Annotated in this window: 14 protein-coding genes; 11 read left to right on the forward strand and 3 right to left on the reverse strand. The window is 67.8% G+C overall.

Annotated features, from left to right (window positions below):
• The first annotated feature begins 13 nt into the window (after nucleotides 1-13).
• Both H0E82_RS12325 and lpdA read left to right on the forward strand, forming a co-directional pair.
• Complete coding sequence (locus H0E82_RS12325; RefSeq protein WP_235974301.1) at nucleotides 14-1,126, forward strand: mechanosensitive ion channel family protein; 1,113 nt, start codon at nucleotides 14-16, stop codon at nucleotides 1,124-1,126.
• Between the two features lie 60 nt (nucleotides 1,127-1,186).
• Nucleotides 1,187-3,055, forward strand: a complete 1,869-nt coding sequence (gene lpdA, locus H0E82_RS12330) for a dihydrolipoyl dehydrogenase (protein WP_180545758.1) — start codon at nucleotides 1,187-1,189, stop codon at nucleotides 3,053-3,055.
• An 86-nt stretch (nucleotides 3,056-3,141) separates the two neighbouring features.
• Here the strand turns inward: lpdA and H0E82_RS12335 are convergent, their stop codons facing one another.
• Nucleotides 3,142-4,062 (reverse strand): porin family protein, encoded by a 921-nt coding sequence (locus H0E82_RS12335; RefSeq protein WP_180545759.1) that lies wholly within the window; start codon nucleotides 4,060-4,062, stop codon nucleotides 3,142-3,144.
• A gap of 382 nt (nucleotides 4,063-4,444) precedes the next feature.
• On the opposite strand from H0E82_RS12335, the gene H0E82_RS12340 reads away from it, so the two are divergent.
• The 9 genes from H0E82_RS12340 (at nucleotide 4,445) to H0E82_RS12380 (ending at nucleotide 11,821) form a co-directional block, all read left to right on the forward strand.
• Complete coding sequence (locus H0E82_RS12340; RefSeq protein WP_180545760.1) at nucleotides 4,445-4,825, forward strand: hypothetical protein; 381 nt, start codon at nucleotides 4,445-4,447, stop codon at nucleotides 4,823-4,825.
• A gap of 21 nt (nucleotides 4,826-4,846) precedes the next feature.
• Complete coding sequence (gene atpB, locus H0E82_RS12345; protein ID WP_180545761.1) at nucleotides 4,847-5,644, forward strand: F0F1 ATP synthase subunit A; 798 nt, start codon at nucleotides 4,847-4,849, stop codon at nucleotides 5,642-5,644.
• Nucleotides 5,645-5,720: 76 nt separating this feature from the next.
• Complete coding sequence (atpE, locus tag H0E82_RS12350; RefSeq protein ID WP_180545762.1) at nucleotides 5,721-6,008, forward strand: F0F1 ATP synthase subunit C; 288 nt, start codon at nucleotides 5,721-5,723, stop codon at nucleotides 6,006-6,008.
• A 113-nt stretch (nucleotides 6,009-6,121) separates the two neighbouring features.
• Nucleotides 6,122-6,592: a F0F1 ATP synthase subunit B gene (locus H0E82_RS12355; protein ID WP_180545763.1), complete on the forward strand. Its 471-nt coding sequence runs from the start codon at nucleotides 6,122-6,124 to the stop codon at nucleotides 6,590-6,592.
• 5 nt (nucleotides 6,593-6,597) lie between these two features.
• Nucleotides 6,598-7,125: a F0F1 ATP synthase subunit delta gene (locus H0E82_RS12360; RefSeq protein WP_180545764.1), complete on the forward strand. Its 528-nt coding sequence runs from the start codon at nucleotides 6,598-6,600 to the stop codon at nucleotides 7,123-7,125.
• A gap of 51 nt (nucleotides 7,126-7,176) precedes the next feature.
• Nucleotides 7,177-8,727, forward strand: a complete 1,551-nt coding sequence (atpA, locus tag H0E82_RS12365; RefSeq protein ID WP_180545765.1) for a F0F1 ATP synthase subunit alpha — start codon at nucleotides 7,177-7,179, stop codon at nucleotides 8,725-8,727.
• 126 nt (nucleotides 8,728-8,853) lie between these two features.
• On the forward strand, nucleotides 8,854-9,714 hold the full coding sequence (atpG, locus tag H0E82_RS12370; protein ID WP_180545766.1) for a F0F1 ATP synthase subunit gamma: 861 nt from the start codon (nucleotides 8,854-8,856) through the stop codon (nucleotides 9,712-9,714).
• 144 nt (nucleotides 9,715-9,858) lie between these two features.
• Entirely contained in the window at nucleotides 9,859-11,280 is a 1,422-nt protein-coding gene (gene atpD / locus H0E82_RS12375; protein ID WP_180545767.1) for a F0F1 ATP synthase subunit beta, read from the forward strand.
• A 118-nt stretch (nucleotides 11,281-11,398) separates the two neighbouring features.
• The gene (locus H0E82_RS12380; protein WP_180545768.1) at nucleotides 11,399-11,821 is read left to right on the forward strand and encodes a F0F1 ATP synthase subunit epsilon; all 423 of its coding nucleotides are present in this window, start codon (nucleotides 11,399-11,401) and stop codon (nucleotides 11,819-11,821) included.
• Nucleotides 11,822-11,954: 133 nt separating this feature from the next.
• Here H0E82_RS12380 and H0E82_RS12385 read toward each other — a convergent pair whose 3' ends face one another.
• Both H0E82_RS12385 and H0E82_RS12390 read right to left on the reverse strand, forming a co-directional pair.
• The gene (locus H0E82_RS12385) at nucleotides 11,955-12,338 is read right to left on the reverse strand and encodes a GtrA family protein (RefSeq protein WP_180545769.1); all 384 of its coding nucleotides are present in this window, start codon (nucleotides 12,336-12,338) and stop codon (nucleotides 11,955-11,957) included.
• A 247-nt stretch (nucleotides 12,339-12,585) separates the two neighbouring features.
• Nucleotides 12,586-14,601, reverse strand: a complete 2,016-nt coding sequence (locus tag H0E82_RS12390) for a hypothetical protein (protein WP_180545770.1) — start codon at nucleotides 14,599-14,601, stop codon at nucleotides 12,586-12,588.
• Nucleotides 14,602-14,622: the final 21 nt, after the last annotated feature.

Consider the following 14,622-nt stretch of genomic DNA (forward strand, 5'->3'; position numbering starts at 1 on the left):
CCAAGGCATGTCCATGAGCCTGGGGCAGCTGGTCGCCCGTGGCGACGTCCTGGGTCTGCTGCGATACCCGCTGGCGCAGATCAGCGGCGTCACCGTCACGCTCGCTGCGATCCTCTCGGCACTGCTCGCGCTGGGCGCCGCCTGGGGCATCTCGGTCGTCGTGCGACGCGGGATCCGGCGCTACGGCACGTTGCACCCCAACGCCAACCAGGCCTCGCTCTACACCGTCTCGCGGCTCGCGCACTACACGGTGCTGGTCATCGGTGTGCTGCTGGCGCTTGAGATCACCGGCATTCCGGTGGGCAAGTTCGCCGTCTTCGCCGGCGCGATCGGTGTGGGTCTCGGTTTCGGCCTCCAGGCGATCTTCAGCAATTTCGTCTCCGGCCTGATCCTGCTGTTCGACCGATCACTGAAGGTGGGCGACTTCGTCGAGCTCGACGCTGACCTGCGCGGTACGGTTCGCGCGATCAACATCCGTGCCACGCTGATCACCACCAACGACAACATCGACGTGATCGTGCCGAACGCGGAGTTCGTCAACGGCCGGGTCGTGAACTGGACCCACGGATCGGAACACCGGCGCATCCGCGTGCCCTTCGGCGTGGCCTACGGCGTCGACAAGGAGATCGTCAAGAAGGCCGCGCTGGAGGCCGCCGAGCGGGTGCCGTTCACGCTGACCGGCGACGATGCCCGGGCGCCCCAGGTCTGGCTGGTGGGCTTCGGCGACAGCGCGGTGGAGTTCATTCTCGCGGTATGGCTCAACGAAGCCGCCGCGCGTCGCAACGCCGCGATCAAGGCCGCCTACCTGTGGGAGCTGGATTCGGCGCTCAAGCGGCACAACATCGAGATTCCGTTCCCGCAGCGCGACCTGCACGTGCGCAGCCTGTTCGATCTGCGCGGCGCGGACGCGCTGGCCGCGTTGCACGGGACGCCGAGCCCGGTCGACCGTCCGGTACAGACCTCCGCCCCTGCCGCGGCGCTCGCCGCCCACGAACGCGCGGCGCTGGCGCGGAACGATGCGCAGGACGATGCCGTACGCGGTCTGGAAGAAGACGCCGGCGCCGATGCGGCGCGGGCCCTGCGCGACACGAACACGGCGGCGCCGGGCGCTCCCGCCGCCCGCTGATCCAATGCACTGCGTCCGCCGAGGGCGCACAGACGAAGCGCGATTACTGGAGAGACCCTGATGGCAAACACCCTGGAAGTGAGAGTCCCCGACATCGGCGGCTACGACGACGTACCGGTGATCGAGGTGCTGGTCGCCGTCGGCGACACCATCGCCAAGGATCAGAGCCTGGTCACGCTGGAATCGGACAAGGCCACGATGGAAGTGCCGGCCTCGGCCGCAGGCGTCATCAAGGAACTCAAGGTCAAGGTCGGCGATACGCTTTCGGAAGGCAGCGTGGTCGCGATCATCGAGGCCGAAGGCGCCGGGGATGCATCGCAGGCCGAGCCGACATCGCGCGGCGACGGGTCCGCGGCCACCGGTTCGACCGGTGCGGCCGCCTCGGGTTCGACGCCCGGGATCGCGGAAGCGCCGACCGACGGCGGTGCCGCGAGCCGCCCGCCGGTGTCCCGCTCGCCTGCAGCGCCGTCGGAGCCCGAGCCGGTCAAAGCGGCGCCCGCGTCGGGCCGCCAGGCCGATGTCGAGTGCCGCATCGTGGTGCTGGGCTCGGGCCCGGGCGGTTACACCGCCGCCTTCCGCGCCGCCGATCTCGGTCTCGACACCGTGCTGATCGAGCGCTACGCCACCCTCGGCGGCGTCTGCCTCAATGTCGGCTGCATTCCATCGAAGGCGCTGCTGCATGCGGCCGAAGTCATCGACCAGGCCAGCCACGCCAGCGATTACGGTGTCGACTTCGGCGCGCCGACGATCGATCTCGACAAGCTGCGCGGCTACAAGAACAAAGTCGTCGGCCAGCTGACCAAGGGCCTGACCGGCATGGCCAAGCAGCGCAAGGTGCGCGTGGTCACCGGCGAAGGCCTGTTCGTATCGCCCAACGAGATCGAAGTCACCGGCGCCGACGGCAAGACCCAGCTGGTGCGCTTCGAGCAGTGCATCATCGCCGCCGGCTCGCAGGCGCTGAAGCTCCCCGGTTTCCCGTGGGACGACCCGCGCGTGATGGATTCCACCGACGCGCTGGAACTGGCGGAAACGCCGAAGAAGCTGCTCGTCGTCGGCGGCGGCATCATCGGTCTCGAAATGGCGACGGTGTATCACGCGCTGGGCAGTGAGGTGACGGTGGTCGAACTCGCCGACCAGCTGATGCCCGGCGCCGACAAGGACCTGGTCAAGCCGCTCGCCGATCGCCTGAAGAAACAGGGCGTGTCCACGCATCTGAAGACCAAGGTCGTCGAGGCGAAGGCCGCGAAGGCCGGCATCGAGGTCACCTTCGACGGCGAGAGCATTCCCGATACGAAGATCTTCGACCGCGTGCTGGTCGCCGTGGGCCGCACGCCGAACGGCGGCAAGATCGCCGCGGGCAACGCCGGCGTGCGCGTCAGCGAGCGCGGCTTCATCGCTGTCGATGCGCAGATGCGCACCAACGTGCCGCACATCTTCGCGATCGGTGATCTGGTCGGCCAGCCGATGCTCGCGCACAAGGCCACGCACGAGGGCAAGCTCGCAGCCGAAGTCGCTGCCGGCGAGAAGAAGGAATGGGTCGCCCGGGTGATTCCGTCGGTCGCCTATACCGATCCGGAGATCGCGTGGGTCGGCATCACCGAGACCGAAGCGAAGGCCAAGGGCCTGAAGGTCGGCGTCGGCAAGTTCCCGTGGGCGGCCAGCGGTCGCGCGATCGGCATCGGTCGCACCGAGGGGTTCACCAAGCTGATCTTCGACGAGGCCACCCACCGCATCGTCGGTGCCGGCATCGTCGGTGTGCACGCGGGTGATCTGATCGCCGAGGCGGCTCTGGCGATCGAAATGGGCGCCGAAGTCGCCGACATCGGCCACACGATCCATCCGCACCCGACCCTCAGCGAATCGGTGGCGATGGCGGCGGAGGTGTTCGACGGCACGATCACCGATCTGTATCTCCCGAAGAAGAAGTAAACGCGGGGCGTCCGCCCACGCAAGAAAAAGCCCCGGCATGCCGGGGCTTTTTTTTTGCGGCGCCGGTGTCCCGGATGCCGAGGGGATCAGAAGCGGAAGGTCACGCCGGCCAGCGGGCCATGCACCTTGAGGTCGCCGGTGAGCTTGCCCGCATACGGGAACGGGCCGGCGTCGACGCCGTCCGGGGCGCGCGCGGTCCCGCGGTAGTCGTCCGACAGCTTCAGGCGGAACCAGTCGTAGCCGGCATGGATGCCGACGCGCTCGTTGATCATGTACTCCACGATCAGGCCGCCCCGCTCGAAGTGGCCGCGCTCGTCGAGGAAATCGCCCCAGCGGGTGTCCAGGTACTGGGCCTCGAGGCCGACGCTCCAGCGCTCGGCCGGAATCCAGGTCAGGCGGGTGTGCAGACCCGGCGAAAATCCGTCACGTTTCCAGTTGACGGTCTCGAACTGTTCGTCGACGAGATCCGTGCTTTCGGACGCGCCGCTCGCGCGCGCTTCCAGCTCCGCCCAGGTCACGCCCAGGCCCAGGCCCCACTCGAACGTCTCGTTTTTGATGACGGCGTATTCGTAGTTGAGGCTGGCCAGGTTGAATGCGAGGCGGCCGTCGATGCGCGCAGACGGAATTTCGATCTGCTCGCCGCCACCGATGATGGTTCCGGTATCGAGCACCGTGCCGCCGTACTCCCAGGTCTCGTCACGGCGGTAATCGTAGTAGTTGCCGACCAGCGCCTGTCGCTCGCTGATGCGGAAACCGATCGCGCCGCGCGGACGCCACTCGCGACCGGTGTCGAAGTCTTCGCTGAAGCCGAAGGTCGCGTCGCTGCTGCCGTCGGTCACCACGCCGTTGCCGGAGAACCCGAGCTCGGCTTCCGGATTGAATGCGCTCAGGCGGAGCACGAACCGGTCGTCGCGGCTCTGGGCCTGTGCCGGCAAGGCCAGCATCGCGAGCATCACGGCCGCCGGAATCGCGCAGACAGCCAGAGAACCGAGAGGGGATTGGGACATGATCGAGCGCCAGGGAAGGGGAGGGGCGCCATCGTGGTTAAGCCCAGGTCGTTCCCATGTGAAGCGCCCCGGCGTCCGGGCCGCTCCAAGCCCCAAAAAGAAGCCCTGGCGGCGGGCCAGGGCTTCGGTGGCGATCTGCGGACGAAACCGACGAGGAAAGTGCGGCAGATCGGGCACGTCAGGTACGACCGCCGCGGCGCGCGCGAGTTCCTTTGTGCAACGCAGAAAATTCTGAATACGTTTCCAGGGGGCGAGTCCGGGCCGCCGTCGCCAGCGCAGGGCCTTTGCCGGTTGTCGCTCAAAGCCGGCCACTGCTATACTTCGGCGGCTCGACGGGGCCGTTTCGACGGGTACCCGACCCTTCCAAGACCAGGATCCTGATGTGTTGACGTCCGTCGCTGCGGGTCGGCGGCTGGCACAGCGCGCAATCGTCTGGCAGGCGGTGGCGATCGCGGTGACGGCGCTGGCGTTCCTTGCAAAGGGCGCGGTCTGGGCGCTGGCGGCCCTGGTCGGCGGCGCGGCGATCGCGATCGGCGGCTGGTTGTCGAGCGTGGTGGCCCTGGGGGGCGGGGTGAATCCGTCCGGCGGCGCGCTTGCGCGGCTGCTGGCCGGTGTGGCGCTGAAGTGGGTGGTGGTGCTGGCCGCGTTGTGGCTCGGTGTCGGGGCCATGGGCCTGCCGCCGGTGCCGATGCTGGCCGGTGTCGTCGTCGCCCTGTTCGCGCAGTTGATCGCGATGGCCTCGGGCCACGCGCAGAATCGTTAACCAGGCAGGATTTCCGATCTTATGGCGGCTGACGCGGACCTCACCCCCACCAGCTACATCCAGCATCACCTGCAGAACCTGACCGTCTCCACCGGCGAGGGCGGCTTCTGGACCCTGCACCTGGACACCTTCATCACCGCGGTGCTGATGGGCGGGCTGATGGTCCTGATGTTCTGGCTGGCCACGCGCAAGGCGACCGCGGGCGTACCCGGCAAGTGGCAGGCCTTCGTCGAGATCTGTCTCGAGTTCGTCGACAAGCAGGCCCGCGACACCTACCACGGGTCGAGCAGGCTGGTGACGCCGATCGCGATCACCCTGTTCTTCTGGATCCTGCTGATGAATCTGCTGAAGATGATTCCGGCGGATTTCATCGCGCGGCCGCTCGAGCTGCTGGGCGTGGGCTACTGGAAGCCCGTCCCCACCGCCGACGTCAACGCGACCCTCGGCCTGTCGCTCAGCGTGTTTTTCCTGACGGTGTTCTTCGCGCTGCGCGCCAAGGGCATCGGCGGCATGTCGAAGGAGTTCCTGTTCGCGCCGTTCGGCAAGTGGATGGTCCCGTTCAATCTGATCCTCAACATCGTTGAGTGGCTGAGCAAGCCGATTTCGCTGGCGATGCGACTGTTCGGCAACATGTTCGGCGGCGAGATCGTCTTCCTGCTGATCTGGGTGCTCGGTGGTGCCGGCATCCTCGGCATGCTCGGCGGCGGCGTGCTCGGCCTCGGCTGGATGCTGTTCCACCTGCTGGTGATCCCGCTGCAGGCCTTCATCTTCATGATGCTGTCGATCGTCTACCTCAGCCTCGCCGAGGACGACCACTGACCGGCGGCACCGCGCGACCCGCTTTCGTTCCACCCCTTCCGTCTCACCCTTCAAGCAATCCGTTCCGGAGAAAACAATGGAAATCGCACTGACCTCGTTCGCCCAGATCCAGGCTTCGACCGTTCTGGCCATCGGCATCATGATCGGCCTGGCCGCGCTGGGTGCGGGTCTGGGCCTGGCCATCATGGCCGGCAAGTTCCTCGAGTCGGCCGCGCGCCAGCCGGAGCTGATCCCGGTGCTGCAGGTCCGCATGTTCATCACCGCCGGCCTGATCGACGCCGCGTTCATCATCTCGGTCGCGGTCGGCCTGCTGTTCGCGTTCGCGTCGCCGTTCGTCGGCCCGGTCGCCGCGCAGATCGGCTGATCCACGCCCGGCGTATCCGCGGTGCGGTGCGTGCCCGAGGGCATGACCGCACTGCCGGATGACAGGGGGCATGTCCGCATGCCCGCCCCTTCACGACAGGCAGTCCCACGACCATGAGCCTCAATCTCACCCTGCTAGCCCAGGCCCTGGCCTTCGCCGCGCTGATCTGGATCATCGCGACCAAGATCTGGCCGCCGCTGCTCAACGCCATCGAAGAGCGCCAGAAGAAGATCGCCGAAGGTCTGGCCGCCGCCGACAACAGCCAGCGTGCGCTGGCCCAGGCGCAGGAAACCGCCAACGAGGAACTCAGGGCCGCGCGCGCGAAGGCCAACGAGATCATCGAGCAGGCGCACCAGCGCGCCAACCAGCTCGTCGAGGCCGCCAAGGCCGAAGCGGTGACCGAAGGCCTGCGCCAGAAGGCGATGTTCGACGCCGAACTCCAGGCCTCGGCCACGCGCGCCCGTGAGGACCTGCGTCGCCAGGTCTCGATGCTGGCGGTCGCCGGTGCCGAGCGTCTGCTCAAGCGCGAGATCGACGCCGACGCCCACAAGGCGCTGCTCGACGAACTCGCCGCGGAGATCTGAGCCCGATGAGCCAGGCCATCACGATCGCCCGCCCGTACGCCCGTGCCGCATTCGCTCTCGCACGCGACGAGGGTCAGTTCGCGGCCTGGTCCGACGCGCTGGCCTTCGCCGCGCGCGTCGCGGCCGATCCGCAGGCCGCGGCGCTGCTCGGCCACCCGGGGCTGTCGCACGACGAAGCGGTTGCCCTGGTCGCGCCCGACGCCGCAGGCGGAAAGGTCGCGTCCTTCCTGGCGCTGCTCGCCGAGAACGGCCGGCTCTCCGCATTGCCCGAGATCGCCGGCCTGTTCGACGAACTGCGCGCCGACGCCGAACGCGTGGTGCTGGCCAAGGTGACGTCCGCCGCGGCGCTGCCCGAGTCCGAGGTGGAGCAGATCCGCGCCGCGCTCAAGCGCCGGTTCGGTCGTGAGGTGCAGCTCGAGACCGCGGTCGACGAGCGCCTGATCGGCGGCGCGGTGATCGCCGCCGGCGACGTCGTGATCGACGGATCGCTGAAGGGCAAGCTCGCCCGGCTGCAGTCCGCGCTCGCCCACTGACACGATTTCAATTGCAACGTCGGCGGTAACGCCGGCCCAAGGGAACCCCCGATGGCTACCACGCAACTCAATCCCTCCGAGATCAGCGAGCTGATCAAGTCCCGCATCGAGAAGGTCAAGCTGTCCGCCGAGTCGCGCAACGAAGGCACCGTGACCTCGGTCTCGGACGGCATCGTGCGCCTGCACGGCCTGGCCGACGTGATGCAGGGCGAGATGATCGAACTGCCCAACGACACCTTCGCGCTCGCGCTGAACCTCGAGCGTGATTCGGTCGGCGCCGTGGTCCTGGGCGACTTCGAGCACCTGCGCGAAGGCGACGTGGCCAAGACCACCGGTCGCATTCTCGAAGTGCCGGTGGGTCCGGAGCTGCTCGGCCGCGTGGTCAACGCGCTGGGCGAGCCGATCGACGGCAAGGGTCCGATCGACGCCAAGCTGAGCGCGCCTGTCGAGCGTGTCGCGCCCGGCGTGATCTGGCGCAAGTCGGTCGACCAGCCGGTGCAGACGGGCTACAAGTCGGTCGACGCGATGATCCCGATCGGCCGTGGCCAGCGCGAGCTGATCATCGGCGACCGCCAGACCGGCAAGACCGCGCTGGCGATCGACGCGGTGATCAACCAGAAGTCGACCGGCATCAAGTGCGTGTACGTGGCGATCGGCCAGAAGGCCTCGACCGTCGCCAACATCGTGCGCAAGCTCGAGGAGAACGGCGCGCTGGCCCACACCATCGTCGTCGCTGCGACCGCGTCCGAATCGGCCGCGATGCAGTACATCAGCGCCTACTCCGGCTGCACCATGGGCGAGTACTTCATGGACCGCGGCGAAGACGCGCTGATCGTCTACGACGACCTGTCCAAGCAGGCCGTGGCCTATCGCCAGATTTCGCTGCTGCTCAAGCGTCCGCCGGGTCGCGAAGCCTATCCGGGCGACGTGTTCTACCTGCACTCCCGCCTGCTCGAGCGCGCCGCGCGCGTGTCGGAGGAGTACGTGGAGAAGTTCACCAATGGCGCGGTCACGGGCAGGACCGGTTCCTTGACCGCGCTGCCGCTGATCGAAACCCAGGCCGGCGACGTCTCGGCGTTCGTGCCGACCAACGTGATCTCGATCACCGACGGCCAGATCTTCTTGGAAACCGACCTGTTCAACGCGGGCATCCGCCCGGCCGTGAACGCGGGTATCTCGGTGTCGCGCGTGGGCGGTTCCGCCCAGACCAAGATCATCAAGAAGCTCTCGGGCGGCATCCGCATCTCGCTCGCGCAGTATCGCGAACTGGCGGCGTTCGCGCAGTTCGCGTCCGACCTCGACGAGGCGACCCGCAAGCAGCTCGAGCGCGGCCAGCGCGTCACCGAGCTGATGAAGCAGAAGCAGTACCGCCCGATGTCGGTGGCCCATCAGGCGCTGACCATCTACGCCGTCAACGAGGGTTATCTCGACGACGTGCCGGTGGCCAAGCTGCTCGCGTTCGAGGCCGGCCTGCATTCGCATTTCGACAATACCGACGGTGCGTTGGTCGAGAAGATCAACACCACCGGTGCGTGGAACGACGACATCGAGGCGGCGTTCAAGAAGGGCATCGGCGAGTTCAAGGCCACCGGCTCCTACTGAACCGGTGGGACGGGTCATTCGTGATTGGTGATTCGTAACGGCAACAGCATGGTGCGGTGAGAACGGGATTCGCTCTGTCGGATCCCGGGTCACGGGTCACCGATCACAGCGAGCGGAGCAAGCGAAATGGCCGGCGGCAGAGAAATCAAGACCAAGATCAAGAGCGTGCAGAACACCCGCAAGGTGACGCGCGCGCTGGAAATGGTTTCCGCATCGAAGATCCGCAAGGCGCAGGACCGCATGAAGGCCTCGCGTCCGTACGCGAATGCGATGAAGCAGCTCATCGGCCACCTCGCCCAGGCCAACTCCGAGGTCCAGCACCCCTATCTGGTGGAGCGCGAGGTCAAGCGCGTTGGCTACATCGTCGCGTCCTCGGACCGCGGCCTGGCCGGCGGCCTCAACAACAACCTGTTCCGCAAGCTGCTCGGCGAGATCCGGCAGTGGCAGGACCAGGGCGTGGAGGTCCAGGTGGTCACGATCGGCCAGAAGGCGACGGTGTTCTTCCGCCGCCTCAAGGTCGAGATGCTGGCCAGCGTCACCCACATCGGCGACACGCCCGAGGTCGAGCAGCTCATCGGCATCATCAAGGTGATGCTGGACGGCTACACCGACGGCCGCCTCGACCGCGTGTTCCTGGCCTACAACCAGTTCGTCAACACCATGGTGCAGAAGGGCAGCTTCGACCAGCTGCTGCCGCTGCCGCCGGCTGAGAACAAGGTCGTCAAGCACGACTGGGACTACATCTACGAACCCGATGCCGAGTCCGTGCTGGCACACGTGCTCACGCGTTACATCGAGTCGCTGGTCTACCAGGCGGTGATGGAGAACGTCGCCTCCGAGCATGCGGCGCGCATGGTCGCGATGAAGGCCGCGAGCGACAACGCCACCAAGCTGATCGACACCCTGAACCTGGTCTACAACAAGGCCCGCCAGGCGGCGATTACCCAGGAAATCTCCGAGATCGTCGGCGGCGCGGCGGCGGTCTGAGAGCGCTAGGCGGGGATCGGCGATGTGCGGTCCGGAAGAGCAGCGAATCGCGCTTTCCCGGACCACGAACCGCGGATCACCGGGCACGAACCCATCCGGATGGCGCGAGCCATCAGAGCAGAACAAGTTAACCGGAGCGACAACATGAGTCAGGGCAAGATCGTTCAGATCATCGGCGCGGTCGTCGACGTCGAGTTTCCGCGCAGCGAAGTGCCGCGCGTTTACGACGCGCTGAAGGTCGAAGGCACCGCCATCACGCTGGAAGTGCAGCAGCAGCTCGGCGACGGCATCGTGCGCGCGATCGCGCTCGGCTCCACCGACGGCCTGAAGCGCAACCTGGTGGCGGTCAACACCGGCCGCGGCATCGCGGTGCCGGTGGGCACCGGCACGCTGGGTCGCATCATGGACGTGCTGGGTTCGCCGATCGACGAGGCCGGCGAGATCGATGCCGCGACCACCTGGGAAATCCACCGTGACGCGCCGAAGTTCGACGAGCAGTCGTCGGGCACCGAGCTGCTCGAGACCGGCATCAAGGTCATCGATCTGATGTGTCCCTTCGCCAAGGGCGGCAAGGTCGGCCTGTTCGGTGGCGCCGGCGTCGGCAAGACCGTCAACATGATGGAACTGATCAACAACATCGCCAAGGCGCACAGCGGCCTGTCGGTGTTCGCCGGTGTGGGCGAGCGCACCCGCGAGGGCAACGACTTCTATCACGAGATGATCGAGTCGGGCGTCGTCAACAAGGACAACCCCAAGGAGTCCAAGGTGGCGATGGTCTACGGCCAGATGAACGAGCCGCCGGGCAACCGCCTGCGCGTCGCGCTGACCGGCCTGACGATGGCCGAGTACTTCCGCGACGAGAAGGACGAGAGCGGCAAGGGCCGCGACGTGCTGTTCTTCGTCGACAACATCTACCGCTACACGCTGGCCGGCACCGAAGTCTCGGCGCTGCTCGGCCGCATGCCGTCGGCGGTGGGCTACCAGCCCACGCTCGCCGAGGAAATGGGCGTGCTGCAGGAGCGCATCACCTCGACCAAGACCGGCTCGATCACCTCGATCCAGGCCGTGTACGTGCCGGCGGACGACCTGACCGACCCGTCGCCAGCCACGACCTTCGCGCATCTCGACTCGACCGTGACCCTGTCGCGTTCGATCGCCTCGCTCGGTATCTACCCGGCGGTGGATCCACTCGACTCGACCAGCCGCCAGATGGATCCGCTGGTGATCGGCGACGAGCACTACAGCACCGCGCAGCGGGTCCAGCAGACCCTGCAGAAGTACAAGGAGCTCAAGGACATCATCGCGATCCTGGGCATGGACGAGCTGTCGGAAGAGGACAAGCAGGCCGTGTCGCGCGCCCGCAAGATCGAGCGCTTCTTCAGCCAGCCCTTCCACGTGGCCGAAGTGTTCACCGGCGCCCCGGGCAAGTACGTGTCGCTGAAGGACACCATCCGCGGCTTCAAGGGCATCGTCGACGGCGAGTACGACCACCTGCCGGAGCAGGCGTTCTACATGGTCGGCACGATCGACGAAGCGGTGGAAAAGGCGAAGAAGCTCGCCGCGTAAGCGGCGTTCTCCGGTGATCCGGACCGGGTGGCCTGCGGTTCGTACGAACCCGCAGGCGACGTGGCCGGGCCGGTGACGGGGCATCCTTCACGTTGATCGAGCAGAGCGAACCAAGCCCATGAACACCATCCGTTGCGACATCGTCAGCGCCGAGGCCGAGATCTTCCACGGCGAAGCGACCCTGGTCGTGGCGACCGGCGAACTCGGCGAGCTCGGCATCGCGCCGCGCCACGCGCCGCTGATCACGCGCCTGAAGCCCGGCAAGGTCGTCGTGACCCAGGCCAACGGCGAGATCCTCGACTTCGCCATCGGCGGCGGCATCCTCGAGGTGCAGCCACAGGTGGTGACGATCCTCGCCGATACCGCGATCCGCGCCGACGACATCGACGAGGCGGCAGTGAAGGCGGCCAAGGACGAGGCCGAGCGCATCCTGGCCGGACGTGGCGAGGCGATGGACGTGGCCGAGGCGCAGCAGAAGCTGGCCGAAGCCGTGGTCCAGCTGCAGGCGCTCGAGCGCCTGCGCAAGACGCTCAAGCACTGACCGGCCGCGACGCCCCTGGCACCGTGCCTTGCATGCGACCCCGCCCCGGCGGGGTCGCTGCGTTGCGGGGGGCCTGTTTCCGCGGTGGCGGCAGGCATCCGTGACGAGCCCGGAGCCGGCACTGCCCGGACGATCAGCGCTTGTAGATCCAGTAGCGCGACAGCACGAAGCCCACGGCGCCCAGCGCGACCTCGATCACCGGCTTGGCCGCCCAGACCCAGCGCAGCCCCAAAAGGTCGTCGATGTGGGTCATCGCCCAGGTGCTGACCAGCGTGGTCGCGATCCACATGGTCATGAACCGCTGGAACTGGGTCCGGCCGATCGCCGTGTCTTCGCTGGCGAACGTCCATTTGCCGTTGAGCCAGTACCCCAGCAAGGCGCCGGCGATGCGGCCGGTCACGTTGGCAGGCGCGACCGGCAGACCGAGATGGGTCAGGCCGACGACGACGCCCCAGTCGAGCAGCCATTGCAGTAGTCCGATCGCGAGATAGTCGCGTCCCTGGCGGGTCAGGCTCATAGCGGTCGCTCCTGCGCGACACATGCGTTGCTCGGCGTCACGGGCATGCGCCTGTGCACACTGCACGACAGGCGAGCGCGCAGGCGTCCCATCTGGCACGCGGCAGCGTCGCGCCGCCGTCGGAGCGGCCAGGGCCGCGTGCCCGTCGCCCTGTCGGCGCGAGACGGCGCACAGCGGCGAGGTGCGCCGTCAGGCCGGACCGCCCGCGATCGCCGCGGCCGGGTCGGGAACGGATCCAGATCGCGGGTCATCGCGCCTCCCGAGCCCACAAAGCCACGCCATTGAGCGAGCGCACGTGTCGGACTCCAGGGTCGTCCTGCAGCGCGCGGACGAGCGCAAGCGATGCCGCCGCCTCGCTGACCAGCAGCCAGCGGACGTCGAGATCGTCGAATATCGCGCGCCAAGCGACGCCAGTGGCGTCGAGGTCGGCCGCTTCACGCGCGATCGACAGCACTGGCGCATGCACCGACATCAGGCGGCCGTTGCCGCCGAGCTCGGCGACGAAGCCGCGTGCCGGATCGGTGGCCAGGACCATTCCCGGGTCGGGCGGCAGGCCGCGGAGCAGGGTCCGCTCGGCGACGTAATAGGGAAGGACGGCCGCCGGATCCCCGGGCGCGCGGATCGCGCGCTTGAGCGCAGCGGAATGATGGGTCCAGCCGGAGTTTGCCTGGAATGCGAGGTTGAACATGCACAGCAGCACGATCGGCGCGATCCACAGACGTCGGCGGCCGACCTCGCCGAGGCTGCCGGTCAGTGCCGGCACGATCAGCAACACCAGGCCAGGGAACGCATAGCGCGCGTACTGGATTGGAATCAGCGGCAGCACCGCGACACACAGCGCCACGAGCGCCAGGACGCGCGTGCCGCGGCGGCGCAGCGCCAGCAGCCAGGCGCCCGCCAGGCCGATCCACAGAAAGCCGATCCCGCCGTTCCAGGCTTCGAGGAAGTGGCTGGTATCGAACGTCATCCGCCACGGCAGTCCAGGGCCGAAGCCACTCAGCCAGCGTGTATCCGTCATGTTCTCGAGCGGATAGTCCGGCGACTCGAACGTCGCGTTGAACAACGGAAAGACCGGGTTGCCGGTGTGCCACCAGGCCTGGGCGTAGCTCGAGCCGGCGATCCCGAGAAAGAGGGCGACCATCAATGGCACCCGTCGAAGCAACAGCCGGGCGTCGCTGCGCAGGGCGCAGTGCGCCAGCACGGGCAATGCCGCCAGCGCATGCATCGGTTTCAGGGCCGCGAGCGCAGCAAACAGGATCGTCGCGGCTGCGAGGTGCCGGCCCTGGCGGTCATGCAGCACCAGTGCGACCAGCGCGAACAGCACCGCCATCGCGGGAAGTTCCGTCTGCATGCCGGCCGTGAGCCAGGCCAGCGGCGGAAAGCTGGCGAACAGCGCAACGCCCGCCAGGCGTTCGGCCTGCACCGCGCCCAGGGCCTGCATGCAACCCGCGAGGCCGACCGCCGCAGCCACCAGCCAGCCGAAGTTGACCGCGCCTCGAGCCTCTTGCCCGCCCAGCAGCCACGCGATGCCCTGGCCGACGTCGCCCATCCACGGCGCGAAGGCCCAGGCGCTGAATGCGGGGTCGGCGAGATAACGCCCGTGCTGCACCAGCTGGGCCGGCAGATTGAGGTGGTAGGTGAGGTCGTCCGCCTGCATTGTCGGCAGCCAGGCGCCGGTCGAGGCAAGCCCGAGCAGGACGACCACCGCGCTCAGGCCCCGTGGATGTGCCGCGTCGACCACCCGCCACGCCGCGTGCGAATTGCGCAGTTCGGCGACGAGTGGTCGACGATTGATCACGATCGACCCGCCCAGCAGCACCGCCCATACCGCGGGGGCGTGCACCGGCGCGGAGAGAACCCAGCCGGCAGCCCCCGTGAGCACCGCGTACCCGGACACCGCGGCCACTGCGACGCGGCTCGGCAGTGTGTCCGGGGTCCAGCGCAGACCGAGCGCAAGCGATGCCGCTACGAGCAGCGTAGTCGCCAGCGCGGGTACCGGGCCCGCATATAGCACCAGCGCGGCGCACCACACCACCGCCAGTGCGGACGACCACGACCACTGCCGCCAGCGCACCAGCGGGCAGGCCAGGAGGCCGCTCGCCCCGGCGAGCCCGAGCGACAGCGCAAAGCGCTCCCAGGGCAGCTCGCTCCACAGTCCGTGCCAGAACATGCCGGCGACGACGAGCACCGGACCGGCCAGCCACACTGCGGTGGCCCAGCGTGGTGCGGGAGCGGCATGTGGCGCTGCGTCAGTGCGGGACATCATCGATCCTGGCCATCCGGG

Source organism: Luteimonas deserti, from assembly GCF_013425765.1.
GTDB lineage: Bacteria > Pseudomonadota > Gammaproteobacteria > Xanthomonadales > Xanthomonadaceae > Luteimonas > Luteimonas deserti.